27 protein-coding genes are annotated in these 26,198 nt (G+C 66.6%); 12 read left to right on the forward strand and 15 right to left on the reverse strand.

What is annotated here, in order from left to right; translation table 11 throughout:
* The first annotated feature begins 130 nt into the window (after positions 1-130).
* The 5 genes from ACFJGT_RS13940 (at position 131) to ACFJGT_RS13960 (ending at position 6,576) form a co-directional block, all read left to right on the forward strand.
* Positions 131-1,546, forward strand: a complete 1,416-nt coding sequence (locus ACFJGT_RS13940) for a circularly permuted type 2 ATP-grasp protein (RefSeq protein WP_377838547.1) — start codon at positions 131-133, stop codon at positions 1,544-1,546.
* A 73-nt stretch (positions 1,547-1,619) separates the two neighbouring features.
* Positions 1,620-2,561 (forward strand): alpha-E domain-containing protein, encoded by a 942-nt coding sequence (locus ACFJGT_RS13945; RefSeq protein ID WP_377838548.1) that lies wholly within the window; start codon positions 1,620-1,622, stop codon positions 2,559-2,561.
* 67 nt (positions 2,562-2,628) lie between these two features.
* On the forward strand, positions 2,629-3,456 hold the full coding sequence (locus tag ACFJGT_RS13950) for a transglutaminase domain-containing protein (RefSeq protein ID WP_377838549.1): 828 nt from the start codon (positions 2,629-2,631) through the stop codon (positions 3,454-3,456).
* A 57-nt stretch (positions 3,457-3,513) separates the two neighbouring features.
* Complete coding sequence (locus ACFJGT_RS13955; RefSeq protein ID WP_377838551.1) at positions 3,514-4,263, forward strand: peptidase; 750 nt, start codon at positions 3,514-3,516, stop codon at positions 4,261-4,263.
* Between the two features lie 135 nt (positions 4,264-4,398).
* Positions 4,399-6,576 carry a putative bifunctional diguanylate cyclase/phosphodiesterase gene (locus ACFJGT_RS13960; protein WP_377838552.1) on the forward strand — a complete coding sequence of 726 codons (2,178 nt, stop codon included), beginning with the start codon at positions 4,399-4,401 and terminating at the stop codon, positions 6,574-6,576.
* Between the two features lie 28 nt (positions 6,577-6,604).
* On the opposite strand, the gene ACFJGT_RS13965 is transcribed toward ACFJGT_RS13960, so the two are convergent.
* Both ACFJGT_RS13965 and ACFJGT_RS13970 read right to left on the reverse strand, forming a co-directional pair.
* Complete coding sequence (locus tag ACFJGT_RS13965; RefSeq protein ID WP_377838553.1) at positions 6,605-7,204, reverse strand: exopolysaccharide biosynthesis protein; 600 nt, start codon at positions 7,202-7,204, stop codon at positions 6,605-6,607.
* A gap of 119 nt (positions 7,205-7,323) precedes the next feature.
* The gene (locus tag ACFJGT_RS13970) at positions 7,324-7,593 is read right to left on the reverse strand and encodes an usg protein (protein ID WP_061966979.1); all 270 of its coding nucleotides are present in this window, start codon (positions 7,591-7,593) and stop codon (positions 7,324-7,326) included.
* A gap of 157 nt (positions 7,594-7,750) precedes the next feature.
* Here ACFJGT_RS13970 and bcsS point away from each other — a divergent pair, with 157 nt between their 5' ends.
* Positions 7,751-8,485 (forward strand): cellulose biosynthesis protein BcsS, encoded by a 735-nt coding sequence (bcsS, locus tag ACFJGT_RS13975; RefSeq protein WP_377838554.1) that lies wholly within the window; start codon positions 7,751-7,753, stop codon positions 8,483-8,485.
* A 9-nt stretch (positions 8,486-8,494) separates the two neighbouring features.
* Here bcsS and ACFJGT_RS13980 read toward each other — a convergent pair whose 3' ends face one another.
* From ACFJGT_RS13980 to ACFJGT_RS14025, 10 genes are all read right to left on the reverse strand, one after another.
* Positions 8,495-10,096, reverse strand: coding sequence for an NTP transferase domain-containing protein (locus ACFJGT_RS13980; protein ID WP_377838557.1), 1,602 nt, complete (start codon positions 10,094-10,096; stop codon positions 8,495-8,497).
* A gap of 9 nt (positions 10,097-10,105) precedes the next feature.
* Entirely contained in the window at positions 10,106-10,798 is a 693-nt protein-coding gene (locus tag ACFJGT_RS13985; RefSeq protein ID WP_377838558.1) for an XdhC family protein, read from the reverse strand.
* A 3-nt stretch (positions 10,799-10,801) separates the two neighbouring features.
* Positions 10,802-11,431, reverse strand: a complete 630-nt coding sequence (locus ACFJGT_RS13990) for a LysE family translocator (protein WP_377838559.1) — start codon at positions 11,429-11,431, stop codon at positions 10,802-10,804.
* Between the two features lies 1 nt (position 11,432).
* On the reverse strand, positions 11,433-11,756 hold the full coding sequence (locus ACFJGT_RS13995) for an XdhC family protein (RefSeq protein WP_047574650.1): 324 nt from the start codon (positions 11,754-11,756) through the stop codon (positions 11,433-11,435).
* A 41-nt stretch (positions 11,757-11,797) separates the two neighbouring features.
* Positions 11,798-12,997, reverse strand: a complete 1,200-nt coding sequence (locus tag ACFJGT_RS14000) for a VWA domain-containing protein (RefSeq protein ID WP_377838560.1) — start codon at positions 12,995-12,997, stop codon at positions 11,798-11,800.
* A complete protein-coding gene (locus ACFJGT_RS14005) occupies positions 12,994-13,374 on the reverse strand; it encodes a nuclear transport factor 2 family protein (protein WP_377838563.1) in 381 nt (126 codons plus the stop codon). The genes ACFJGT_RS14000 and ACFJGT_RS14005 overlap by 4 nt, the downstream gene beginning before the upstream one ends.
* A gap of 33 nt (positions 13,375-13,407) precedes the next feature.
* Positions 13,408-14,322 (reverse strand): AAA family ATPase, encoded by a 915-nt coding sequence (locus ACFJGT_RS14010; RefSeq protein ID WP_377848983.1) that lies wholly within the window; start codon positions 14,320-14,322, stop codon positions 13,408-13,410.
* Between the two features lie 117 nt (positions 14,323-14,439).
* A complete protein-coding gene (locus ACFJGT_RS14015) occupies positions 14,440-15,243 on the reverse strand; it encodes an FAD binding domain-containing protein (protein WP_377838564.1) in 804 nt (267 codons plus the stop codon).
* 17 nt (positions 15,244-15,260) lie between these two features.
* Positions 15,261-17,624: a xanthine dehydrogenase family protein molybdopterin-binding subunit gene (locus tag ACFJGT_RS14020; RefSeq protein ID WP_377838565.1), complete on the reverse strand. Its 2,364-nt coding sequence runs from the start codon at positions 17,622-17,624 to the stop codon at positions 15,261-15,263.
* Positions 17,625-17,721: 97 nt separating this feature from the next.
* Positions 17,722-18,234 carry a (2Fe-2S)-binding protein gene (locus tag ACFJGT_RS14025; RefSeq protein WP_377838566.1) on the reverse strand — a complete coding sequence of 171 codons (513 nt, stop codon included), beginning with the start codon at positions 18,232-18,234 and terminating at the stop codon, positions 17,722-17,724.
* Between the two features lie 222 nt (positions 18,235-18,456).
* On the opposite strand from ACFJGT_RS14025, the gene ACFJGT_RS14030 reads away from it, so the two are divergent.
* Positions 18,457-19,878 (forward strand): methyl-accepting chemotaxis protein, encoded by a 1,422-nt coding sequence (locus ACFJGT_RS14030; RefSeq protein WP_377838568.1) that lies wholly within the window; start codon positions 18,457-18,459, stop codon positions 19,876-19,878.
* 10 nt (positions 19,879-19,888) lie between these two features.
* On the opposite strand, the gene ACFJGT_RS14035 is transcribed toward ACFJGT_RS14030, so the two are convergent.
* Complete coding sequence (locus tag ACFJGT_RS14035; protein ID WP_199085851.1) at positions 19,889-20,341, reverse strand: CoxG family protein; 453 nt, start codon at positions 20,339-20,341, stop codon at positions 19,889-19,891.
* 148 nt (positions 20,342-20,489) lie between these two features.
* Between ACFJGT_RS14035 and ACFJGT_RS14040 the strand changes: the two genes are divergently transcribed.
* On the forward strand, positions 20,490-21,749 hold the full coding sequence (locus ACFJGT_RS14040) for an aconitase X (protein WP_377838569.1): 1,260 nt from the start codon (positions 20,490-20,492) through the stop codon (positions 21,747-21,749).
* Positions 21,740-22,150, forward strand: a complete 411-nt coding sequence (locus tag ACFJGT_RS14045; protein ID WP_377838570.1) for an aconitase X swivel domain-containing protein — start codon at positions 21,740-21,742, stop codon at positions 22,148-22,150. The genes ACFJGT_RS14040 and ACFJGT_RS14045 overlap by 10 nt, the downstream gene beginning before the upstream one ends.
* 182 nt (positions 22,151-22,332) lie before the next feature.
* Here ACFJGT_RS14045 and ACFJGT_RS14050 read toward each other — a convergent pair whose 3' ends face one another.
* Positions 22,333-22,848: a flavin reductase gene (locus ACFJGT_RS14050; protein ID WP_377838571.1), complete on the reverse strand. Its 516-nt coding sequence runs from the start codon at positions 22,846-22,848 to the stop codon at positions 22,333-22,335.
* A 296-nt stretch (positions 22,849-23,144) separates the two neighbouring features.
* Here ACFJGT_RS14050 and ACFJGT_RS14055 point away from each other — a divergent pair, with 296 nt between their 5' ends.
* Positions 23,145-23,471: a cupin domain-containing protein gene (locus ACFJGT_RS14055; RefSeq protein ID WP_377838572.1), complete on the forward strand. Its 327-nt coding sequence runs from the start codon at positions 23,145-23,147 to the stop codon at positions 23,469-23,471.
* Here the strand turns inward: ACFJGT_RS14055 and ACFJGT_RS14060 are convergent.
* A complete protein-coding gene (locus tag ACFJGT_RS14060) occupies positions 23,458-23,820 on the reverse strand; it encodes a hypothetical protein (protein ID WP_377838574.1) in 363 nt (120 codons plus the stop codon). The genes ACFJGT_RS14055 and ACFJGT_RS14060 overlap by 14 nt on opposite strands.
* 58 nt (positions 23,821-23,878) lie before the next feature.
* Here ACFJGT_RS14060 and ACFJGT_RS14065 point away from each other — a divergent pair, with 58 nt between their 5' ends.
* Both ACFJGT_RS14065 and livM read left to right on the forward strand, forming a co-directional pair.
* On the forward strand, positions 23,879-24,802 hold the full coding sequence (locus ACFJGT_RS14065; RefSeq protein WP_377838575.1) for a branched-chain amino acid ABC transporter permease LivH: 924 nt from the start codon (positions 23,879-23,881) through the stop codon (positions 24,800-24,802).
* 4 nt (positions 24,803-24,806) lie between these two features.
* Positions 24,807-26,192, forward strand: a complete 1,386-nt coding sequence (livM, locus tag ACFJGT_RS14070; RefSeq protein WP_377838577.1) for a high-affinity branched-chain amino acid ABC transporter permease LivM — start codon at positions 24,807-24,809, stop codon at positions 26,190-26,192.
* Positions 26,193-26,198 lie beyond the last annotated feature (6 nt).

Consider the following 26,198-nt stretch of genomic DNA (forward strand, 5'->3'; position numbering starts at 1 on the left):
TCCAAAGCAAACTGTACCTGATCAATACTGCCCATGAAAAAGGCAGACCAGATCAATTGCGCGCCTATTCTCCCTCTTCCCGAACGCCCGCGAATGCGCATAGGCTGGCGCCAAAGGGGAAGAGGGCTGCATGGTCGCATTCGATGAAATGACGGGTTCGGGCGCCGAGCTGAGGCCTGCCTACGCGGCTCTCGATCGCTGGCTGAAGGAAGCGCCGCCCGAGATGCTGGCGCTCAGGCGCAGCCAGGCGGAACTGTTCTTCCGCCGCATCGGCATCACCTTCGCCGTCTATGGCGACGAGGAATCGACCGAGCGCCTGATCCCCTTCGACATCATCCCGCGCGTCCTGACCAAGCCGGAATGGACCAAGCTTGAAGCGGGCCTGCGCCAGCGCGTCACCGCCCTCAACATGTTCCTGGCCGATGTCTACGGCCCCAAGGAATGCCTGAAGGCCGGCATCATCCCGCCCGAGCTGGTGTATCGCAACGCCTGCTACCAGCTCGAAATGGTCGACTTCAAGGTCCCGCACGACATCTACTGCCATATCGCCGGCATCGATGTGGTGCGCGTCGATGCCGACACTTTCTATGTGCTGGAGGACAATGCCCGCACGCCGTCCGGTGTCTCCTATATGATGGAGAACCGCGAGGTGATGCTGCGCCTCTTCCCCGAGCTGTTCTCGACGCATCGCGTCGCGCCGGTCGACAACTATCCCGATCAGTTGCTCGCGACCCTGCGCTCGGTTGCGCCGCGCAGTTCCTCCTCGGATCCGACGATCTGCCTGCTCACGCCCGGCCAGTATAATTCAGCCTTCTACGAGCACTCCTTCCTGGCCGACAAGCTCGGCGTCGAGCTGGTCGAGGGGTCGGACCTGCTCGTCAAGGACGATGTCGTCTACATGCGCACGACGCAGGGGCCGAAGCGCGTCGACGTGATCTACCGCCGCATCGACGACGATTTCATCGACCCCCTCGCCTTCCGCAGCGATTCGGTGCTCGGCGTCCCCGGCATCATCGGCGCCTACAAGGCCGGCAACGTCACGCTAGCGAACGCGGTCGGCACCGGCGTCGCCGACGACAAGGCGGTCTACAGCTACATGCCGGAGATCGTGAAGTTCTTCACCGGCGAGGAGCCGATCCTGAAGAATGTCCCGACCTACAGATGCCGTGAGCCCGAGGCCAACGCCTATGTGCTCGACAATCTCGACAAGCTCGTCGTCAAGGAGGTCAACGGGTCGGGCGGCTACGGCATGCTCGTCGGCCCGCACGCCAACAAGGCACAGATCGAGACCTTCCGGCGCAAGCTCAAGGCACAGCCCGAAGGCTTCATCGCCCAGCCGACGCTGGCGCTCTCGACCTGCCCGACCTTCGTCGCCTCGGGCGTCGCGCCGCGCCATGTCGACCTGCGCCCCTATGTGCTCTCCGGCGCCAACGGCATTTCATGCGTTCCCGGCGGCCTGACGCGCGTCGCGCTGAAGGAGGGCTCGCTCGTCGTCAATTCCAGCCAGGGCGGCGGCACCAAGGACACCTGGGTGCTCGACGCATGAACATCCTGTCCGCGCCCTTGCCGACCCTCCTCCTGAAACAGCCTGCCATCCCGCGGAAAGGCACACGCTGACCATGCTTTCGCGTACCGCAGATAGCCTTTACTGGGTTTCCCGCTATGTCGAGCGGGCCGAATATCTCGCCCGCATCCTCGACGCGACGACACGTCTGACCAACCTGCCGACGACCTATGGCGGCGCCGGCACGGAATGGCAGAGCGCGGTTCTCACCGCCGGCTGCGAGGAGGCCTTCGCCAAGGCCTATGGCGAAGCGAACGAACGCAATGTCTGCGACTTCCTGACCTTCAGCCCGGACAACCCTTCCTCGATCCGCAATTGCCTCGCCCAGGCCCGTTCGAACGCGCGGGCCGTGCGCACGGCACTGACCTCGGAGATGTGGGATGCGCTCAACGGCGCCTGGCTGGAGCTGCAGCGCTTCGAGAAGAAGCGCATGGACCGCGAGGAATTCGCCCGCTTCCTCGACTGGGTGAAGAACGTCTCGCTGGTCTTCGACGGCTCGGCCTACCGGACCATGCTGCGCGACGACAGCTACTGGTTCTCGCGGCTCGGCGTCTATCTTGAACGCGCCGACAACACCGCCCGCATCCTCGACGTGAAATACCATGTCCTGCTGCCGGCCGACGAGCAGGTCGGCGGCTCGCTCGACTATTTCCAGTGGACCACGGTGCTGCGCGAAGTCTCGGCGCTGACGGCCTATCACTGGGTCTATCGCGAGGCGGTGAAGCCGATCCTCGTCGCCGACCTGCTGGTGCTGAACCGGCGCATGCCGCGCTCGCTCGCCGCCTGCTACGAGAACATCTCGCGCTTCCTCGACGCGCTCGGCGACGCCTATGGCCGCCAGGGCCCGGCCCAGCGCCAGGCCCGCAAGACGCTGGCCAGCCTCAGCAACACCCGGATCGACGATGTCTTCGAGCACGGGCTGCATGAATTCATCGAGGAGTTCATCACCGAGAACAACCGCCTCGGCCACACCATCTTCGAGCAGTATCTGCAATGAACCGCCCGCTTGCGCCGAAGCTCATCGCCTCGGCGCGACTGCCGTAAACCCTGCCCCGGACTGGATCATGCGGATCAGGATTTCCCATACGATCGGCTACGACTACGCCGAGCCGGCACGCCACATCACGCAGATCCTGCGATTGACGCCGCGCGACCATGACGGCCAGCACGTCATGTCCTGGCGCATCGAGCCGAATGTCGACGGCCGCCTGCGCGCCTCGCAGGATGCCCATGGCAACATCGTGCATAGTTTCTATGCGGATGGGCCGATCTCCTCGCTCGCCATCCGCATAGACGGACTGATCGAGACGATCGACCTCGCCGGTGCCGTCCGCGGCGGGCTGGAGCGCGTGCCCTGCGAGGTCTATTGCCGCGACACGCTCCTCACGGAGCAGGACGAAGCCCTGCGCAGCTTCGCCGACGAGGTCACCGCCGGCGCCGGCACGTCGCTCTCGAAGATGCACGCGCTGATGAATGCGGTCAGCGAGCGCATGGAATGCGTCGAGGCCAGCGGCCGAGTCGGTGTCGGCGCGGCCGCTGCCTTTGCGGCGCGCGAGGCGATCGCGCAGGACATCGCCCATGTCTTCATGGCCTGCGTCCGGCATCTCGGCCTGCCCGCCCGCTATGTGTCGGGCTATGTCGCGCAATCGGACAGCCTGCCCCATGGCAACGGCGCCCATGCCTGGGCCGAGGTCCATCTCGACGACTATGGCTGGATCGGCTTCGACTGCGCCAATGCGCTTTGCCCGATCGACACGCATGTGCGTGTTGCGATAGGGCTCGATTACGCGGACGCCGCACCGGTTCGCGGGTCGCGCCAGGGCGGTGAAGGCGAGAGCCTCGACGTCCAGGTCAGTGCCCGCGAGGCCGAAGGCCGCTTCGCCAATCAGTAGCGCCCCTTCCGGCGGACGTGGCCGGGAAGACAAGGCAAGAAAACAGGGATCCAGCCCGTGACCTATTGCGCCGGCATCCTCGTGCAGGATGGCCTCGTCATGATCGCCGATACCCGCACCAATGCCGGGCTCGACGACATCTCGACCTTCCGCAAGCTCCATGTCTTCAACTGGCCGGGCGATCGCAATTTCGGCCTGATGACGGCAGGCAATCTCTCGATCACCCAATCGGTGGTGAGCTTCCTGCACGAAGGGCTGCTCAACCCCGAGACCGGCGAACTCGACACATTGCAGAACGCGAGCTCGATGTTCCGGGCCGCCCAGCTCGTCGGTCGCTGCATCCGCCATGTCCGCGAGATCGACGGTGCGGCGCTGGAGGATGCCGGCGTCAAGTTCGAGATCGGCATGTTGTTCGGCGGCCAGATCAAGGGGCAACCGATGCGCCTCTTCATGATCTACAGCGCCGGCAACTTCATCGAATGCGGTATCGATTCGCCATTCCTCCAGATCGGCGAGCACAAATACGGAAAGCCGATCCTCGATCGCGCCGTCACCTACAAGACCCATCTCTACGATGCCTTGAAGGTCGGCCTGATCTCGATGGATTCGACCATGCGCTCGAATCTCGGCGTCGGCCTGCCGATCGATCTCGTCGTCATCCGGCGCGACGCCGATGATTTCGAGCTCAATCGCCGGATCGAGGCGGGCGAGCCCTATTTCCATGACCTGCGCGAACGTTGGTCGGCGGCACTCCGGGCCGCGCATATGGCCATTCCGCGCCCGCCCTATGCGCCTTCGGGGACTTGACCTTCTGAAAACCCGTTCTGAGGCAACGGGATGTCAATAATTCAGGCCTTAAGTCGCAACACGAAGACCTTTCCTGGACGCGTAATGCCCGTATTCAATGCCGCGAAGATGACGAATGCGGGTTCCTCCGCTCGCATGTTCGCGAGCACCGTGGTGACCCTGGGTTGCGCCTTCCTGCTGCTGATGGCCGCAGGGATTGGTGTCGTCGTCGCGATCACCCGCGAAGCCAATCGTCTTGAGGCGCAGCGCCAGGGCGAGCGCATCGAAGCCGCCGTCAACGCCCAGATCAAGCTGAGCGAATTGAGGCTGGAACGGCTCGTCGCCGCCGGCGACCTGCCTGAAGCCTTGCAGCAGCCTGATTCCACCACCACGCTGCAGGTCGCGCTCAAGCGCCTGAGCGGCCAATTGATGGATTTCGACGGCGCCTATATCGGCGGAACCGGCGGGACCGTGCTCGCCTGGGTCGAAAATCCGACCACGATGGACCATTCGGGCCACGCTGGTCCGCATCATATCGACGCGCTGCAGCGCGGGGCGCAAAGCTCCTTCGTCGCCACCGTGATCGGGGATGAGGTTGCACCCCAGTTCGGCGCGGCCCGCTCCACCATCGTCACGGACGGCACCGAAACCTTGATGCTGACGGTGATCGACCTGTCGCGCATCGCCTCGTTCAGCTCTGAAAAAGGTTCGGTGCCGCTGTCCTTCGTCGCCTACCGGCACCTGTCCAGCGCCCTGCTCTCCGATCTGGCCGAGCGCAACCGCGTCACCGACATCCAGCTCGTGACCGCGCAGCCTGCCGACGCCCTGTCGAAGCTGGGCCTGCGGGCGGCCGACGGCAGGACCGCCGCCTGGTTGACCTGGTCGCCCGCCCGCCCCGGCGACGTGATGCTGCGCCGCTTCCTCTGGGCGCTGATCGCGGTTGCCTTGCTGTTCTCGGCGATCTTCGTCTTCGTCGTCCAGCGCCTGCGTGCTTCGGCCGAGCAGATCGAATTGCGCGAGCGCCAGATCCAGCGCCTCGCCGGCCAGGACGAATTGTCCCTGCTGCCGAACCGCCGCAGCTTCGACCTGACGCTCGACCAGACGCTCGCCCATATCCACGATGACGGCCCGAGCCTCGCCGTGCTGCTGATCGACCTCGATCGCTTCAAGGCCGTCAACGACACCTATGGCCACACAGCGGGCGACGAGCTGATCCGCCAGGTCGCAATCCGCCTCTCCGGCGCCGTGCAGGTCGGCGACACCGTGGCGCGTCTCGGCGGCGACGAGTTCGGCATCATCCAGACCCATTCCGCCACGCCGGCCGGCTGCGCGGCGCTCGGCGAGCGCATCCTCGCCAGCCTGTCCGAGCCGTTCAGCATCACCGGCGCCGAGGTCACGATCGGCTCCTCGATCGGCATCGCCATGGCGCCGCGCGACGGCACCAGCCGCGAAGCCCTGCTCAAGCTCGCCGACACCGCGCTCTACGAGGCCAAGAACAGCGGCCGCAACCGCTATGCCTTCTTCGAGTCGCAGATGAACCGCTCGATGCAGCTCAAGCGCATGGTCGAGGACGACCTGCGCCATGCCATCGATAACGACCAGCTCATGCTGCACTACCAGCCGCAGGTCTCCGTCGACGGCTCGACCATCGTCGGCGTCGAGGCGCTGGTGCGCTGGCAGCACCCGGCCCATGGCATGATCCCGCCCTCGGACTTCATTGCCATCGCCGAGGAGCGCGGCCTGATCGTGCCGCTCAGCGAATGGGTGCTGCGGCGCGCCTGCTCCGAGGCCAGGCGCTGGAAGGGCATCCGCCTCGCCGTCAACGTCTCGCCGATCCAGTTCCGCCACAAGGACTTCGTCGCCAACGTCATCCGCACCATCCAGGAAACGGATTTCGACCCCGCCCAGCTCGAGCTCGAACTGACCGAAGGCGTGCTGATCGAGGATGCCGATGCGGCGGAAGCCGCGATGATGGATATCCGGGCCCATGGCGTCGGCCTCGCGCTCGACGATTTCGGCACCGGCTATTCGAGCCTGATCTATCTGCGCCGCTTCGCCTTCGACAAGATCAAGATCGATCGCTCCTTCCTGGAATACATGGAGTCCACGGGCGAGTCGGCGATCCTCGTGCATTCGATGGCCCATCTCGGGCGGGCGCTCGGCCTGCGGGTCTGCGCCGAGGGCGTCGAGACCGCCGAGCAGCACCGCTTCCTGCAGGCGATCGGCTGCCACGAATTGCAGGGCTTCCTGTTCTCCAAGGCCGTGCCGGCGACAGAGATCGACCGGCTGCTGGGCCTGGACAATCCCTTCGCCGAGATCCTCGCCGCCGCCTGACACCACGAGCCGGGCGCGCGGCGGACCTTCAGAAGAACAGCTCGTGGATGCCGCTGAAGATCGCGTAGGCAAAGCCGGCGCTGAGCAGCAGGCCGACGGCACCGATCACGGCCCCGATGATGATCAGCACCCCGTCGCGCTCGACGAGGCCAAGCCCGACGAGGCAGACCGCAAGCCCAAGCGGAATCTGGCCGATGAACGGCGCCGCAACGATCAGGCCGAGCGCCAGGATCAGGATCACCAGCCCCAGCACCGGGATGGCATAAGCCCCGCCCAGCATGGTCAGACGCGGCTTGGAGAAGCGCTCCAGCCAGGTGAGCGCCGGCAACGCCCGCGCCACGGCCCGGTTCAGCTCCGGCTTGCCGATGCTGCGACTGAGCAGCGCCTGCGGCAGCCAGGGCATCCGCCGCCCGGTCAGCATCTGCGCCGCGACGAAGGCGAGCACCAGGCCGCAGACCAGCGGAATCGGCGGCGGCATCGGCAGGCAGTTCGGCAGGCCGAGCAGCACGACGAGCAGCGCATAGGCCCGGTCCTGCAGCGCGGCGACGATCGTACCGACGGCGATGCGCTCCCCGGGCAGACCCGCCAGCGCCGTCAGAAGTCCGGATGTACGCAGAGGAGATGACAAGGGAGCAGGCCGTGCCGAAGCGGAAGCGCCCGCCTAGCACGCTCCGGCGTCCGGCAACAAGCGAGCCGGACGCAGGCTTTCAATGCCCCTGGCACGGGGCCGGCAGGTGGGCGAGGCGCCTAGTGCAGCGTGAACACACCGTTCACGTTGCGAATTTCGGCCGGCTTGATCAGGCGCGAATGGGCGACGGTGACCGAATGGAGCGGCCCCTCCAGTTCCCGCTTCCAGAACGTCAGGAAGTCCTGCAGGACGGGGAAGCGCGGTGCCAGGTCGTACTGCTGCCAGATATAGGTTTGCAGGACGCTGAGATGATCCGGCATCCGGTAGAGGATCGTTGCCGTGGTCAGCCCATAGCCTTCGAGTTGCCGGATAAAATCGGTCGAAACCATCGCCACCTCCTTCCATTACGGACTGAAAGCTTTGCCGGATAGATCGAGCCTGCTCCCGCCTGGTTAACAAAGGCTTGCCAGCCTACTGCCAAACTGCTGCAATCCTGAGGCAGGCTTCCGGACAGGCAGCGTGCACGACAGGGCCGTGGGGGCTTGCGTGGCGTACCGAGTGGGCAAGGCCGGACTGGTCGGGCTGGCGATGAGCTTCGCTGCCGCCCCGCTTTGCACGGCCGTCGCCGAGGAGGAGGAGGGAGCCGAGCGCAGCCCGATCTCGATGGTGATCTTCGGCTCCATGGAAGCCGGGCCGACCAAGACCTTCCTCTCGGTCGGGATGAAGCGCGCCATAGGCGGCGGCCTTGCGGAAAGCGGCTTCCGTTTCTTCGTCAAGGCCGGCGGCGCACAGGAGCAGACCCGCCGCCACAAGCCGCACGGCGTCACCTACAAGAGCGAAACGCAGGCCCTTCTCGGCTACGAATGGCGCATCGGCAGCAGCTTTCTCGCTCTCTATGCCGGCGCAGATACCGAAACCGAGCAGCGAATCGAAGCCTTCGGCCCGTCCTTCATCGCCACCCGCTATGGAGCGCGGATGCAGGCCGATCTCTGGATCGTCCCCGCGCCCGGAATGGTCGTCCAGGCCAATGCCTACCTGTCCTCGCTGAACGGCCGCTTCTGGGCACGCGTCGCGCCGGGCTGGCAGACGCCGCCCGGGTTCTACATCGGCCCCGAATTCGAAGCCTATGGCGAGCGTGACTACCGCAAGTACCGGCTGGGCCTTCACCTCACCGGCCTGCGCCTCCTCGGGCTGGAATGGCGCTTGTCCGGCGGCCTGCAGCAGACGAGCGACCGCCCCTCCGCCTATTACGGCACGCTCGGGCTGCACTGGCAGCGCTGAGAGGCGCCCTCAGCCCCGCAAGGCCCGCAGGGCTTCCGGCGTATCGACATCGATGGCGATGGCCGGGTCCTCGAAGGCGATGTCGATGACGCGCTCCCCGGCCTCGTCCAGCAGCCGCCGCGCCCCGCGATCACCGCTCAGCAGCGACACCGCCGGGAAGATCGCCCGCGCGAGCAGCACCGGATTGCCGCGCTGGCCGAACAGGGTCGGCACGGCCGCAAGCGCCTCGGGCTGCGCGCGCTGCGCTTCGACCAGGCGCTCGATCACGGCCGGCGTGACATTCGGCATGTCGCCGAGCGAGATCACGGCCGCAGTGGTCTCCGGCGGCAATGCCGCCACGCCGGCCTTGAGAGAGCCGGCCAACCCAGAGGCATAGTCGGAATTGTGCACGAGTTGCACCGGCAGCTCTGCCAGCACCGCCTCCACCTCCGCACGCTGGTGGCCGGTCACGACGATGACAGGGCTCAGCCCTGCTTCGACCTGGGCCTCGACCGCATGGCGCAGGATCGGCTTGCCACGCAAGGGTTGCAGCAGCTTGTTCTCGGCGCCCATCCGCGTCGATTGCCCCGCCGCCAGCACGATCCCCGCAAGCGGCCCGCTCTCGGCGACGCCCGGGGCGCGAGGCTGCGGCCGCGAGACGATCTCCATCAGCAGGCCGCCGACCCCCATCTTCTGGACATCGCTGCGCCCGACGGGAACACCGGCTAGATAGCGCTGCAGCACCCAGTCGAAGCTGTTCTCCTTCGGCGAGCGGGCACAGCCCGGCGCACCGATGACCGGCTTGCCGGCAATGCGGCCGAGCATCAGCAGGTTGCCGGGATCGACCGGCATGCCGAGATGCTCGACCTCGCCACCGGCTTCCACCAGCGCCTGCGGGATCACGTCGCGCCGGTCGGTAATGGCGGAAGCGCCGAAGACGACGATGATATCCGCCTTGCCTACCGCCTGCTCGGCGATCGCCGCGGCCAGCGGAACGGTCTCATGTGGTACACGCTTGTCCGCCGCCAGCACCGCGTCTGCCGGCTCCAGCCGGTCGCGCATGACGCGCAGGGTCTTGTCGACCACGCTCGGCTTCAGCCCCGGCAGCAGCGTCGAGATCACCGCCACGCTTGACCGACGATAGGCTGCAACCGAGACCGGCGGCGTGTTGCCGAGCGCGGCGAGCGCCTGCTCCATCAGCGCCTGCGGAACCGCGTAGGGAATGATCTTCACGGTGGCGACGAGCTCGCCCGCCACGACAGCCTTCAGCGCCGGCAAGGTCGCGACCGTGATCGCCTCGTCCACCGCGTTGAAGGCATCGATCGCCGCGACATCGATGCGCAGCACGCCCGCTCGGGTTGCGAACATGTTGACCCGCCCGGTGAAGGGCGCTTCGGCCACGATCGCCTCGCCGACCATCCGCTCGGCCAGTCGCGCCGCCGCGGCATTCTCGTCGATATCGCCGGGCTCCAGCCGGACCGCAACGATCTCGGCGACCCCGGCCGCCTTGAGCTTCGCTGCGAGGTCAGCCGTGACGGTCGCGCCCTTCTTCACGATGGTGCCATCGGCACGGATCGTATGCGCCGCGATGCAGCCGACGGCATCCGCGATGGCGACGGGTCCGAATTTCATCCCTGATCCTCAGGCCGGCTTGCGGCGCGGGCCGCGCAGCATCGCGACGATCTCGGCCAGGATCGCGAGCGCGATTTCGGCCGGCGAAACCGCGCCGATATCGAGCCCGATCGGCGCATGGATGCGGCCGGTCGCGGCGGCATCGAAACCCGCTTCCGTCAATCGCTCCAGCCGCCTGCCATGCGTCTTCCGGCTGCCGAGCGCGCCGACATAGAAGCAGTCCGAGCGCAAGGCTGCGACGAGGCCGGGATCATCGATCTTCGGATCATGGGTCAGCGCGACGAAGGCGGTATAGGCGTCGAGCCCGATCCGCGGAAGCGCCTCCTCCGGCCATTCGGCCAGCAATGCTACCTCGGGGAAACGCTCGGGCGTGGCGAAGGCGCTGCGCGGATCGATCACGACGAGATCGAGATCGAGCGCCCGGGCCATCGGCGCCATCGCCTGCGAGGTATGGACCGCGCCGGTCACGACCACGCGCGGATGCGGCGCCTGCACGGTCAGGAAATAGGATGTTCCCTCCGCCTCGATCATGCCGCTCTTGCCGGAGCGCAATTGCCGCTCCAGCAATTCAGCCAGCGGATCGGCAGCGATCGCGGCCTGCTTCACCAGCCGCTGCGTGCCCGTGGCGAGATCGCTGACCAACACGGCGGCGCGGCGCGCCTGCCGCTCGGCGTTGAGCGCGGCGAGGGTCGAAAGCTCCACCGCTCAACCCCTGTCCGTCGCGAGCTTCAGGCCGAGCGCGATCATCAGCGAGCCGCCGATCCAGCGCCCGAAGGCGAAGCTCGCCTTGGTCTTCTTCATCGCGCCGAGAACCAACGAAGCGCCGAAGACGGTGACGAGATCGGCCGAGGAGAAGGCGAAATTCACGATCGTGCCGAGGATCAGGAACTGCGCCCAGACCGGCAGCGCGGCGGCCGGATCGACGAACTGCGGCAGGAGCGCGATGAAGAACAGCGCGACCTTCGGGTTCAGCACCTCGACGATGAAGGAATCGAGCAGCGCCCGCTTCACCGTCTTGGGTGGCGCGGCCGGCTGATCAGGCGAGCCCAGGCGCGAACGGATCATGCCGATGCCGATCCAGATCAGATAGAGCGCGCCCGCGATCTTCACCGCCATGTAGAGCTCCGGCACATGCTTGAACACGGCCGAAAGCCCGAAGGCCGCGGCGAAGACATGCAGGTAGCAGCCGAGATGGATGCCGAGCATCGCCATCAGGCCGGCCTTGCGGCCATGGCTGATCGTCTGGGCGGCGGTATAGAGCAGCGCCGGCCCCGGAAAATAGGCGACGAGGATCGTCACCGTCGCGAACGCGACGAGGGTTTCCCAGGAGGCCATCTCAGTTCACCTTCTCGACATAGACCTTGATGCGCCCGCCGCAGGAGAGCCCGACCTGCCAGGCCGTCTCGTCGGCGACGCCGAATTCCAGCATGCGCGCCTTGCCGTCGGCGATGACGTCGGCGGCCTCGGCCACCACAGCGCCTTCGACGCAGCCGCCCGAGACCGAGCCGAGGAAATTCCCCTCCCCGTCGATCACGAGATGCGAGCCGACGGGTCGCGGCGCCGAGCCCCAGGTCTCGACCACGGTCGCGATGGCGACGCCGCGGCCGCCGCGTGCCCAGTCCTCGGCAGCGCGCAGGATGTCGGTTTCGGTGCTGATCATGATGTCACCTTACGCCTGAATCTGGCCTTTGAGATCATGCCTCAACCAGCCTTCTTCAACCACCGGCGCGGATCGCTCTCCCGCCCTGCATCCAGCGACAACGCGGCGCAGAGATCGGCCATCGCCGCGAGATTATGGATCGGCCGGAACGAGTCGACATGGGGCAGCATCGCCCGGATGCCGCTCGCCCGCGCCGCGAAGGCGTCATAGCGCAGGAGCGGGTTGAGCCAGACGAGCTGCCGGCAGGAACGATGCAATCGGTCCATCTCGAAACCAAGGCTGTCATCGAGATGCCGCTCCAGCCCGTCGGTGAAGAGCAGGACGATCGCCCCGCCCGCCAGCACCCGCCGGGACCAGACGCGGTTGAAATCATGCAGGGCGGTCGCAATGCGCGTGCCGCCCTCCCAGTCCGGCGCGGCCTTGCCGGCGAGCGCCAGCGCCTCGTCGGGATCGCGCGACCTTAGCATCCGCGTGACATTGGTCAGGCGCGTGCCGAAGACGAAGGAATGCACGCGCCGGCGCTTCTCGGTCAGAGCGTGCAGGAAATGCAGGAAGATGCGCGAATACTCCGCCATCGAGCCGGAGATATCGACCAGCGCCACGATCGGCGGATGCACCTCGCGCCGCTCGCGGAAGGCGAGATCGATCGAGGCGCCCCCGGCGCGCAACGACTGCCGGAAGGTCCGGCGCGGATCGATGCGCGTGCCGCGATGCGCAGGGCGGAAGCGCCGCGTCACGATGCTGTCGTCGGGCAGCCTGAGCTCGGCGATCAACTGCTTGGCCCGGGCGATCTCAGCCGCGCTCATCTGGGCGAAATCGCGCGATTTCAGCATCTCGCGATCGGAGACCGTGAGCCGCGCCGTCAGTTCGGTCAGTTCCTTGGGCGGCTCGTCCTCGCGCGGCGGCGGCGCGAAGGCTTCAGCAACCCGCAAAGCCCCGGCCTCGGCCTTCTCCGGCTGGCTATCGGCGCGGGGCGAAACCGGCGACATCTGCGCCATGATCTTCTCGATCAGGTTGCGGCGCCGCCAGAACAGCCGGAAGGCCTGATCATAGACCGGTAAATCCTCATGCTTCTTCACGAAGATCGCATGCAGCGCCCAATAGACATCGTCGCGCCCGCCGAGTGCACCCTCGCCCAGCGCCGCGATCGCCTCGACCACGGCGCCCGGCCCGACCGGCAGCCCCGCCGCGCGCAGCGCACGGGCGAAATAGGCGACGTTCTCGGCGAGCTTGCCGCTCACGCGCCCCGCGTCTCCGTCATGAACACCTTCTGGACGATCTGCCAGCGGCTCTCGATCTTCAGGAGCGAGAGCAGGTCGGTGAAATAGCGCGGCGGCATCTGGCACTTCACCTTGACCAGCGCCAGCGTCGGCCCGACGAGATCGATGGTCAGGATATGGTCGTCGCGTTGCATCCCGGACGCCTGCGGCGCCGGCCGGGTGCGCACGGCGTCGAGCCAGGCGTCACGCTGCACGATCTGGATCGCGCCATCGTCGCGCGCCGTGGTGAGCGCGCTGGTCGGATGGAAGACATGGGCGAGCTTCTCGGCATCGCCCTCATAGAGCCCGTCGAGATAGGTCCGGACCGTCGCCTCGACGGCCTTGATATCGGCGTTCATGGCAGCACCCTCTCGCTTCGCGGCGCCGAAAGCTTAGCGCCCCGCCTCCGCCTTGGCCCGATCCAGAAGCTCTTTCACCTGCGAGCCCTGCATCGCCTGGATATCGTCCTGATACTTCAAGAGCGCGCCCAGCGTATCCGAAACGATGGCCGGATCGAGCGCGACCGCATCGAGCTCGACCAGGGCCGTTGCCCAGTCCAGCGTCTCGGCGACGCCCGGCGCCTTGAACAGCTCCTCCTTGCGGATCGCCTGCACGAAGGCGACGAGCTGCTTCGAGAGCTTCGCCGGGGCCTCCGGCACCTTCGCCTTCAGGATCGCAAGTTCGCGCGCCGCGTCGGGATAGCCGACCCAGTGATAGAGGCAGCGGCGCTTCAGCGCGTCATGGATCTCGCGCGTGCGGTTCGAGGTCAGGATCACGATCGGCGGCTCGGCCGCCCGGATCGTGCCGAGCTCGGGAATCGTCACCTGCGCATCGGCCAGGACCTCGAGCAGGAAAGCCTCGAAGGCTTCGTCGGTGCGGTCGAGTTCGTCGATCAGCAGGATCGGCGCCCCGCCCTCCTGCGGCTCCAGCGCCTGCAGCAGCGGTCGCTTCACCAGATATTTCTCGGAGAAGATGTCGCCTTCCAGCCGTTCGCGATCGCCAGCCGCGCCGCCGGCCTCCGCCAAACGGATCGCCATCATCTGCCCGGCATAGTTCCACTCGTAGACGGCGGAGGCGAGGTCGAGCCCCTCATAGCACTGCAACCGGATCAGCCGCCGGCCGAGCCCCGCCGCCAGCACCTTGGCGATCTCGGTCTTGCCGGTGCCGGCCTCGCCTTCCAGCAAGAGCGGCCGCTTCATCCGTAGCGCCAGGAAGAGCACGGTCGCGAGCGCGCGGTCGGCGACATAGCCTTGGCCCTGCAGGAGCGCGAGCGTGGCGTCGATGGAGGACGGCAGAGGAGAAGACATGGCAACCCGCGTCATGCCCGGGCATATCCCGGGCATCTCTGTTCGAAGGCAAGTAAGGTCCTGAACGAGATGGCCGGGTCAAGCCCGGCCATGACGCGCCCATCCTGGAGGCCGCCCCTACTTCCCCGTCGCCTGCGCCACGGCCTGCTTGGCCATCACGCCGATCAGATGGGCGCGGTACTCGGCATCGGCATGGATATCGCCATTGATGCCCTTGGCCGTGTGCTTAAGACCGTCGAGCGATTTCGGCGCGAAGCGGGCCTTCAGCGCAGCCTCCGCTTCCGGCCAGCGGAAGACGCCACCCTCGCCCGCACCCGTCACCGTGACGCGGATTTCGCTGCCGCGCTTGGCGACGAAGACGCCGACCATCGCATAACGCGAGGCCGGGTTGCGGAACTTGGCATAGCCCGCCTTGGAGACCAGCGGAAAGGAGACCTTGATGATGATCTCGCCCTCGTCCAGCGCGGTCTCGTAGAGCCCGGTGAAGAATTCTTCCGCCGTCAGCTTGCGCTTGTTGGTGACGACGGTGGCGCCGAGCGCCAGCAGGGCCGCCGGGTAATCCGCTGCCGGGTCGTTATTGGCGACCGAGCCGCCGATCGTGCCGCGATGGCGCACATGCGGGTCGCCGATGCTGCCAGCGAGGAAGGCGAGCGCGGGGATCGCCTCCTGCACCTCGGCCGAATCCGCCACTTCCGCATGGGTCGTCATCGCGCCGATGACGAGGTTGCGGCCCTTGCGGCTGATGCCCTTGAGATCGGCGCATGCGCCGAGATCGACCAGCGCCGTCGGCGAGGCCAACCGCTGCTTCATCGTCGGCAGCAGGGTATGGCCGCCGGCCAGAAGCTTGGAATCCTCCTTCTTGGCGAGCAGCGTCGCCGCCTGCCGGGCGCTGGTGGGCTTGTGATAGGTGAAAGCGTACATCGACTTGTCCTTTCAGCTCACTCGGCCGCCTGGCGGCTGATCGACTTCTGTGCCGCGCGCCACACCGCCTGCGGCGTCGCCGGCATCGCGATGTCCTCATGGCCGAGCGCGTCGGTGATGGCGTTGATGACGGCGGGCGGCGAAGCAATCGCGCCGGCCTCGCCGCAGCCCTTGATGCCCAGCGGGTTCGACGGGCACGGCGTCACGGTCATGCCGACATCGAAGGACGGCAGGTCGTCGGCGCGCGGCATGGTGTAATCCATGAAGCTCGCGGTCACGAGTTGCCCGTCGCTGTTATAGCGCGCGCCTTCCAGCAGCGCCTGGCCGACGCCCTGCGCGATGCCGCCATGGACCTGCCCCTCGACGATCATCGGGTTGATGACATTGCCGAAATCGTCGACGGCGGCCCAGCGCTCGATCTTTGTCACCCCGGTCTCGGGATCGATCTCGACCTCGCAGATATGGACGCCGGCCGGGAAGGTGAAATTGGTCGGGTCGTAGAACGCCCCCTCCTTCAGTCCCGGCTCCAGTTCCTGCCCATTGAACTTGTGCGCGACATAGGCCTGCAGGGCGCAGGAGCCGAAATCGAGCTTGCGGTCCGTGCCCTTCACCGAGAAATGCCCGTCGGCGAAATCGATATCGGCCTCGTCGGCCTCCAGCACATGGGCGGCGACCTTCTTGCCCTTGGCGATGACCTTGTCGATGGCCTTGAAGATCGCGGACATGCCCACCGCACCGGAGCGCGAGCCATAGGTGCCCATGCCCATCTGCACCTTGTCGGTGTCGCCATGGATGATCGAGACGTTGTCGATGGGGATGCCGAGACGATCCGAGACGAGCTGGGCGAAGGTCGTCTCATGGCCCTGGCCGTGGCTGTGCGAACCGGTGAGCACCTCGACCGTGCCGACCGGGTTGACCCGGACCTCGGCCGATTCCCACAGGCCGACGCCGGCACCGAGCGAGCCCACCGCAGCGGACGGCGCAATGCCGCAGGCCTCGATATAGGAGGAGAAGCCGATGCCGCGCAGCTTGCCGGCTCGCGCCGAGTCGCGCTTGCGCTTGCCGATCCCCTTGTAGTCGATGATCTCCAGCGCCTTCTTGAGGGAGGCGCCGTAATTGCCGGCATCGTACATCATGATGACCGGCGTCTGGTGCGGGAACTTCTTGATGTAGTTCTGCATCCGGAATTTGGCGGGGTCCTTGCCGAGCTGGCGCGCGGTGACCTCGACCAGCCGCTCGACCACGAAGGTCGCTTCCGGTCGCCCGGCGCCGCGATAGGCATCGACCGGCGCGGTGTTGGTATAGACCGCATCGACCTCGCAATAGATCGCCGGGATGTCGTACTGGCCCGACAGCAGCGGCGCGTAGAGATAGGTCGGCACCGAGGACGAGAAGGTCGAGAGATAGGCGCCGAGATTGGCGGTGGTCTTGACCCGCATGGCGAGGATCTTGCCCTCGGCATCGGTGGCCAGCTCGGCATGGGTGACATGGTCGCGGCCATGGGCATCGGAGAGGAAGGCCTCCGTCCGGTCCGCCGTCCATTTCACCGGCCGCCCGACCTTCTTCGCCGCCCAGACGCAGACCGTCTCCTCGGCATAGATGAAGATCTTGGAGCCGAAGCCGCCGCCGACATCCGGCGCGATCACCCTCAGCTTGTTCTCCGGCGCGATGCCGATGAAGGCCGAGAGCACGAGCCGCGCCACATGCGGGTTCTGGCTGGTGGTGTAGAGCGTGAAGATGCCGTCGCCCGCATCGTAATCGCCGACGGCCGCGCGCGGCTCCATCGCGTTCGGCACGAGCCGGTTGTTGACGAGATCGATCTTGGTGACGTGCTTGGCCGCCTTGAAGGCCGTCTCGGTCGCGTCCTTGTCGCCGAGATGCCAGTTGAACACGCTGTTGTCCGGCGCCTCGTCATGGACCACGGTCTTGGCGCCGATCGCCGTGGCGGTGTCGACCACCGCCGGCAGCTCCTGATAGTCGACCGCGATCGCCTCGGCCGCGTCGCGCGCCTGGGCAAGCGTCTCGGCCACCACCACGGCGACATGGTCGCCGACATAGCGCACCTTGCCCTGGGCCAGCGCCGGATGCGGGCCGGCGCGCATCGGCGAGCCGTCCTTGTTGTGGATCATCCAGCCGCAGATCAGCCCGCCGATCTTGTCGGTGGCGAGGTCTTCCCCAGTGAAGATGCCGAGCACGCCCGGCATGCCGGCGGCGGCCTTGGTGTCGATCGACTTGATCCTGGCATGCGCATGCGGCGAGCGCAGGAAATAGGCATGGGCCTGGCCCGGCCGGTTGACATCGTCGGTATAGCGGCCCTGGCCGGTGATGAAACGGTGATCTTCCTTGCGGCGGACTGCTGCGCCGATTCCGGTGGCGGACATGGTGTTCCCTCCTCGCACGGCGCCTCTGGCGGGCGCCTCATTGCCTGGAACGCAAGACAGACGGGACGCGCGCGCCTGCAAGGCGCGGGCAGATGCCTCACTCGGCAGCGTGGCGCGGAGGCTCCCGGTCCTTGAGCGACCCGCCGGCCATGGCCTGCGCCCCGGCGGCGATCGCCTTGACGATGTTGTGGTAGCCGGTGCAGCGGCAGATATTGCCGTCGAGATCCTCGCGGATCGTCTTCTCGTCGAGCTCGTGGCCGCGGCGGTTCACCATGTCGACGGCCGACATGATCATGCCCGGCGTGCAGAAGCCGCATTGCAGGCCGTGATGCTCGCGGAAGGCCTCCTGCATCGGATGCAGCGTATCGCCGTTGGCGAGCCCCTCGATCGTCGTCACGGACGAGCCGTCAACGGAGACGGCGAGCGTGGTGCAGGATTTCACCGCCTTGCCGTCGAGATGCACGAGGCAGGCGCCGCACTGGCTGGTATCGCAGCCGACATGGGTCCCGGTGAGCCGCAGGTTCTCTCGCAGGAACTGCACCAGAAGGGTGCGCGGGTCGATGGTGGCGGTGACGGCTTTGCCGTTCACCGTCAGCGAAACAGTGGCCATGAGCATATCTCCTGTGACCCGTCTCTGACGCCGGCCCATCCCCTCCCCGGGACTGGACCGTGCTGAAGCCCAGGAAGCGGCCAGCCTCATCAGGCAGGCTTTCCTTGGAACAGCTCAAAAATGAATGTGGACCCGCGTTTTTCCGGGGTCAAGCGGAACGACGTGTTACGAAAGCCCTGATTTTCGCCGAATTCCGGGAGATTTCGCCACCCTGGTCTTCGTGTGGCGCATATTGGCGAAATCTTAATGAGCCGACGTCACAATCCTTCGCGTGGCAGGCCTTTCCACATGAGCGACTCCGTGTCTCTGATTATGGACCAGATCCAGCGTCGCCTGAGTGCGATCGGCTATGGAGAGGTACAGCGCGAGCGCCTGCAGCGCTATTGGCCGCTCGTCGATCGCTTGATCGAGGGACTGGTCCAGGCCGATTTCGATCGGGCCTTCATCATCCATCCGCCGATCCGAGACATGGTCCTGCCGGTCGCCGAGGCGCTCTATGCGGCCGAGGCGAGCCATTTTCGCCTCCTGTTCGCGGGCACTTTCGACGCGGCCTATATCGCCTCGATGGATCACCTCTGCCAGCTTGAGCGGCAGGCCAATGTCCTGACGCGCGCCCGCGCCTCCATCGCCTTCTCGCTGACGCGTGAAATCTGCCTTGCCAACCGGAGACGTTCGCTCGTCGCGCCCCGGAAATTCGCCGAGGACCTCTTCGTCATCGAGCGCATCCTGACCTATGACGTCAACACCGCGATGACGATCAACCAGCAGATCGAGGCGAACGACGCCCGCCGCCGCACCACCATGCTCGACGAGGCCGCGGTCAAGCTCCGAAGCCGTATCGCCAATCTCGACGACACCATCAGCGTTGCGGTCGAGCAGTTCATCGCGACGGCCGATGAAACCGGCCGGACCACCAGCTTCATCAAGGACACCGTCGGAAAAGTCGCCAGCGCCTCGGTGGTGGTGCGCGAAAAATCGTTGCAAACCGCCGCCGCGACGGAGGAGATGTCGGCCAATATCGCCGATATCGGCCAGCGGGCCCGGCAGAGCCTGTCCATCACGCATCAGGCCGTCCTCGACGCCGGCGAGATGAACGAGGCGGTCGTCCGCCTGCGGGAGGCGACCGGCAGCATCGGCAAGGTCGTCGGCATGATCGCCGACATCGCCGCCCAGACCAACCTGCTGGCGCTCAATGCCACGATCGAGGCCGCCCGCGCCGGCGAGGCCGGGCGCGGCTTTGCCGTCGTCGCCGCGGAGGTGAAGTCGTTGGCGACCCAGACCGCCAGCGCCACGCAGGACATCGCCGGTCAGATCGCCGAGCTCGCGGCGAGTGCTGAGGCCTGCGGCACCCATGCCGCCGCCATCGTTGCCACGGTCGACGCCATCCGCCTCGATTCCGAAGCCATCTCGGAGGCCGTCACCCAGCAGAGCGCGGTCACCGCCTCGATCGCGCATGACGCCGCCATGGTCGCGGACTCATCGGACGAGGCGATCGAAAGCGCCAATGCAGTCAACGACAGCCTGGACATGACCCAAGCGGCGCTGGAGCGGGCCAATGCCGCCGCGGCCGGCATCGCGCTTCAGGTCGGGGCGGCCGAGGCCGCCGTCACCCAGGCGCTCGCCACCCTGCGCGAAGCCTCCTGAGCGCCGGCGCTCAGCCCTCGCTCACCGCCTTGGCGAAATTGGCGAAGAATTCGTCGGCCAGTTTCTTCGAGACCGAATCGATCAGGCGCGAGCCGAGCTGCATCAACTTGCCGCCGACCTGGGCCTCGACCTCGTAGCGCAGCAGCGTCTGGCCGCCTTCCGCATCGCTCAGATGGACCCGCGCCCCGCCCTTGGCGAAACCGGCGATGCCGCCCTCGCCCTCGCCGGAAATGCGATAGCCGTTCGGCGGATCGAGCTCGCTGAGCTCGACCTTGCCCTTGAAGGTCGCCTTCACCGGGCCGAGCTTGACCTTCACCACGGCCGAGAGATGCGTGTCGTCGTCCATGGTGAGCTGCTCGCAGCCGGGGATGCAGGCTTTCAGCACCTCCGGGTCGTTGAGCTTGGCCCAGACCACGTCCTTGGCGGCCGGCAGCGTGGCCTCGCCGTTCATTGTCATCGCCATGGCGCATCTCCCGAGCAGTGCGACCGCGGCACGGGCGATTGCGGCCGGCGCGGTTCGAAGGTTATCCAGTTCCCTATCCATGGTCGCAAAGCCCCCGCCTGCACAAGAGGCGCCGGGCCTTGAGCCTCGGCACGCCCCGGGAGAACCGATGCTGGAACTCACCCAAGACGAACGCGCGATCGCCGGCGGCGCCGCCGGCGAAGGCGCGGCCATGGCGATGCGGATCGTCGCCGAGGCCGCCCGGCTGATGGGCGCGCCGCGGCTGATCCCGATCGCCTCCGCCCATATCGACGGCGCGCTCTACCACGGCGATTCCGGCACGCTTTTCGCAGAAAAGCTGGTCGCGGGCGGCGCCCGCGTCGGCGTACGCGCCAGCCTGAATGTCGGCTCGCTGGCGCCGGCCGGCTGCGCCGCAATCCGCCTGCCGCCGCATGAGCGGGACATGGCCCGGCGCATGATGCGCGCCTATGAGGCGATGGGCTGCGAGCCGAGCTGGACCTGCGCGCCCTACCAGGCCGGCCACAGGCCCGCGCAAGGCAGCGATGTCGCCTGGGGCGAGTCCAACGCCGTGGTGTTCTGCAATTCCGTGCTGGGCGCCCGGACCAACCGCTATGGCGATTTCCTCGACATTGCCTGCGCCATCGCCGGCCGCGCGCCGGATTACGGCCTGCACCGCCCGAAGAACCGCATCGCGACGCTGCTGATCGACGTCGGCGGCCTCTCGCGCGCATTGCGCTCGTCCGACGTGTTCTATCCCGTGCTCGGCACAATTCTCGGCCGCCGGGCCGGCAGCGATGTCGCCGTTATCGACGGCCTGCAGGGCTGCACGACCGAGGACCGGCTCAAGGCGCTCGGCGCGGCGGCCGCCTCGGCCGGCGGGGTCGGGCTCTTCCATGTCGCGGGCGTGACGCCGGAGGCCCCCGACAGAGCGGCGGCGCTTGGAAGGCTAGCACCGCGCGAGACGATCACGCTGACGCCGAACGACATCGCCACCGCCCTCGCCCGCCTCTCGACGGCCGGATCGACGGACCGCGTCGATGCGGTCGCCATCGGATCGCCGCATCTGTCGCTGGCCGAGATCGACGAGCTCGAGCGCCTCATGGCCGGACGCAAGCTGAAGGCGCCGCTCTACGCCAATACCGGCCGCCATGTCGTCGGCCCGCTGGAGGCGCAGGGCCGGCGCGCAGCGCTCGAAGCGGCAGGAGTCATCTTCGTCGTCGATACCTGCGTCGTCGTCACGCCGATCCTGCCGGAACTGGAAGGCGCGGTGCTGATGACCAATTCCGGCAAGTTCGCCCATTACGCGCCGGGCAATACCGGCTACGCCGTGACCTATGGCTCGCTTTCGGAATGCGTCGAGAGCGCCGTGGCTGGCCGACTCGTCAGGGAGACCCGCGCATGGAGCTGAAGGCGGAAATCCTGCTGCCCGGCGACGCCGTCACCGGCGCCTGCCTGGCGCTCACCGCCCCGATCAGCTTCTGGGGCGGCGTCGATCCGGCGAGCGGCGCGATCATCGATGCGCGCCATCCCGAACGCGGACAGAACATCGCCGGCCGCATCCTCGCCCTGCCCGGCACCATTGGCTCGTCTTCTGCCTCGGCCGTGCTGCTGGAACTGGTCCATGCCGGCAAGGCGCCCGCAGCCCTGCTGATGGATGCGCCCGATGCGATCCTCCTGCTCGGCCTCGTCGTCGCCCGCGAGATGGGCTGGCCGACGCCACCAGCCTTCCGCCTGCCGGCAGCCGATCAAAAGGGGCTCGCCGATCGCAGCGTCGCGATCTCGGCGAAGGGCGTGATCACGACGGCTTAGGTGATGCGAACAGTCCGTTCACAACCACCTTTGTCATTCCGGGGCTTCGCATAGCGAAGAACCCGGAACCCACGACCGGGCGAGCCGTTCGCAACCGAGACTTCGCCTTTCACCTAGTCGTGGGTTCCGGGTTCGCGCCTGCGGCGCACCCCGGAATGACAAGCGTGGAAATCGAGCCGCCGCTAAACCGCGCTGAAGCGGCGGTGACGGTAGATCAGCCCTGCTCCGCGCCCGGCGCCGCCGAGGCCTGCGACCTCACCGATCACGATGCGATGGCTGGCGGCGTCGTGAGTCGCGACCAGCCGGCAGTCGAAGGCCGAGATCGCATGGAGCAGAACCGGCGATCCGGTGGCGAGCGTGCCCCAGCGGGCCGTCTCGAAGCGCGCCTCACCCTCGACGCCCCGCCGGCTGGCGAAGATCTCCGCGAGATCGACAAGTTGCTCAGGCAAGGTATTGACGCAGAATGTCCCGCTTTCCTCGATCGCCGCCAGCGTGCGGCTGCCGCGGGCGATGCAAACGAGAACCGTCGGCGGCGAATCGGAAACGGAAGCGACCGCTGTCGCGGTCAGCCCGATGCGCCCGCCCGGCCCGACGGTGGTCACCACATGCACGGCGCTTGCGACCTGAGCCATGGCATCGCGGAAGACATGGGCGTCCGGATGGTCCAGCGGCGGCAGGGGGTGGACGGTCTTCGTCATCGGCTCGATCGGTTCGCTGTCCCGGCTCCGGCGGAACAGCAGTCCATGTAGAGATTCGAAACCGCCGGCGCCAGCCATGGGCGCGGCCAGCGGCTCCCTCCGACACGCAGCCCGATATAGCAGACAGCCCTCCCCCTTCCGTTAACGCGTAACCCCGGACATCCGCCGCTTCGGCTTGATCTCGCGGGGGCGATCGATCAGGCTCGACCGGTGTCGGCTGCCAGCGGCCGGGCGGGAGCCTGATCGGGACCGCCGGCGAGCGGAAGCGGGCCGGCGTTCCGACCAAGGAGCCTCCGATGGCCTTCGCCTGCACGATTCCCGCCACGCCGACCGTCCAGCAGGATGACGAGACGATCCGCATTACCCGCTGGGATTTTGAGCCCGGCGCCGTGACCGGCTGGCACGAGCATGGCTGGCCGTATTTCGTGGTGATGCTCGTCGCCGGGACGCTGCGCATCCATAACGGCACCGATGTCAGCGACGTGCCGCTGGCACAGGGTCAGGCCTATATGCGCCCGGCCGGAATCCGCCACGACGTCATGAACGGCTCCGACCACCCGATCGCCTTCGTCGAGATCGAGGTGAAGCAGCCCGGCGCCCTCAAGGAACTCACGTTGCCGTGACGGCGGCAGCGGCGTGGCAGACCTCGCAGGTACTGCCGGGCCTCACGGCGTCGCGGTGCTTTCCATGCATTTTTCCGATCCAACGATCGACTTTTCGTATTCGTCTTTCGGATAACCTGCCCTCCGGCGCGTGGCAGACGATCGTCGCGCGTTGGCAGGAAATGCGGTCCAGGCGAGTTTTCACAGCCCATGACGCAATCATCATGCGCAGAATGCCCTCTGCTGCGCAGAGTATTCTGCACATTTTCGCGCCGTTTCGTTCGTAATTGCTTTTGACAGAAATTTGGCGCGGAGCGATTGTCCCCAGCGCGAGCCGTTGGTAGCTCTGCACAGCAATCGCATCCCGCATGCGCCGGTGTCATGCCGACGACGAGAACGGGAGCTGGTTCGAGGGGTCGGCGTTTTCAATGGAAGTCTTCCTGCAGCAGCTCATCAATGGGCTGACACTGGGATCGATCTACGGTCTCATCGCCATCGGCTACACGATGGTCTTCGGCATCATCGGCATGGTGAACTTCGCCCATGGCGACATTTTCATGCTCTCCGCCTTCATCGCGCTGATCTTCTTCATGCTGATCACGGCAGTGGTCGGCACCGGAGCAGGCATGGTCATGCTGGCGCTGGTCGCGGTGCTCGGACTGGCGATGTTCTTCACCTCGCTGTGGAACTGGGCGATCGAGCGGGTGGCCTACCGGCCGCTGCGCGGCTCCTTCCGCCTCGCGCCGCTGATCTCGGCGATCGGCATGTCGATCTTCCTGATGAACTTCGTGCAGGTCGTGCAGGGCCCGCGCAACAAGTCGATCCCGCCGCTGCTCAACAAGTCGATCACCCTGGTCGAGAGCACGACCTATTCGGTCCAGATCTCCTACAAGCAGATCGTCATCATCCTGACGACGGCGGTGCTGCTCGCGGCCTTCTGGTACATCGTGCAGAAGACGCCACTCGGCCGCGCCCAGCGCGCCTGCGAGCAGGACCGCAAGATGGCGGCCCTGCTCGGCATCGACGTCGACCGCACGATCTCGATCACCTTCATCATGGGCGCGGCGCTCGCAGCGGTCGCCGGCGTGATGTATCTCGTGCTCTACGGCGTCGTGAACTTCTCCGACGGCTTCGTCCCCGGCGTGAAGGCCTTCACGGCAGCGGTGCTCGGCGGCATCGGCTCGCTCCCCGGCGCGGTGATCGGCGGCCTGCTGATCGGGCTGATCGAGGTGATGTGGTCGGCCTATTTCACCATCGACTACAAGGACGTCGCCGCCTTCGCCATCCTGGCGATCGTGCTGGTCTTCATGCCCTCCGGCCTGCTCGGTCGCCCGGAAGTCGAGAAGGTCTGACGCTATGGCGAACAACCCCACTGCCAAAACAGCTATCCCCGGCCGCGACCTGAAGGCGGCCTTCAAGGAGGCCGGCTTCGCCGCCTTCGTCACGCTTGGCCTCTGCATCCCCATCATCGCCTGGGGCACGCGCCAGAACATGGACAACGTCCTGGTGCTCGACCCGCGCTGGGATGCCGTCGCCTGGGCCGTCGGCATCGTCTTCGTCGGCCGCTTCCTGATGACGCTGCGCAAGCAGGGCCAGCAGGAGGGCAAGGCCGCGGTGCGCATCCTGCCGCACGGCACGATCGCCTTCTTCCAGCGCCATTCACGCGTCTTCTCGCTGTTCGGCCTCGGCTTCCTCGTCACGTTTCCGGCGATCGCGATCGGGCTCGCCGGCTGGGGCGGCGCGCTGAAATGGATCGACAATTTCGGCGTCCAGATCCTGATCTACGTCATGCTCGGCTGGGGCCTGAACATCGTCGTCGGCCTCGCCGGCCTGCTCGATCTCGGCTATGTCGCCTTCTACGCCGTCGGCGCTTATTCCTACGCGCTGCTGGCCAAGAATTTCGGCCTGTCCTTCTGGCTGCTGCTGCCGCTGGCCGGCATCCTCGCCGCCTTCTGGGGCATGCTGCTCGGCTTCCCGGTGCTGCGCCTGCGCGGCGACTATCTCGCCATCGTGACGCTGGCCTTCGGCGAGATCATCCGTCTCGTCCTGATCAACTGGACCGAGTTCTCGAACGGCTATGCCGGCATTTCCGGCATTCCGCGCCCCACTTTCTTCGGCATTCCCTTCACGGCGGCGGATAATGGTTTCGCCGCAGTCTTCGGCCTGGAGTTCTCGCCGCTCTACCGAACGATCTTCCTCTACTATCTGATCCTCTGCCTGGCACTGCTGACCGCCTTCGTCACGCTGCGCCTGCGCCGCCTGCCCGTCGGGCGCGCCTGGGAGGCCCTGCGCGAGGACGAGATCGCCTGCCGCTCGCTTGGCATCAACACCACCAACACCAAGCTCACCGCTTTCTCGATCGGCGCCATGTTCGGCGGCTTCGCCGGCGCCTTCTTCTCGGCGCGGCAAGGCTTCATCTCGCCGGAATCCTTCGTCTTCATGGAATCGGCGGTGATCCTCGCCATCGTCGTGCTCGGCGGCATGGGCTCGCTCTGGGGCTGCGCCATCGCGGCGATCGCGATGATCGGCGGCACCGAGCTCCTGCGCGAGCTCGAATGGATGAAGCAGATCTTCGGCAACGACTTCGACCCGACGAAGTACCGCATGCTGATCTTCGGCTTCGCCATGGTGGTGATCATGATCTGGAAGCCGCGCGGCCTGATCTCGACCCGCGAGCCCACCGCCTTCCTCAAGGAGAAGAAGGCGATCTCGTCCGATCTCGTCCAGGAGGGGCACGGCTGATGGCTA

This window comes from Allobosea sp. UC22_33 (assembly GCF_042700715.1).
Classification (GTDB): Bacteria; Pseudomonadota; Alphaproteobacteria; order Rhizobiales; family Beijerinckiaceae; genus Allobosea.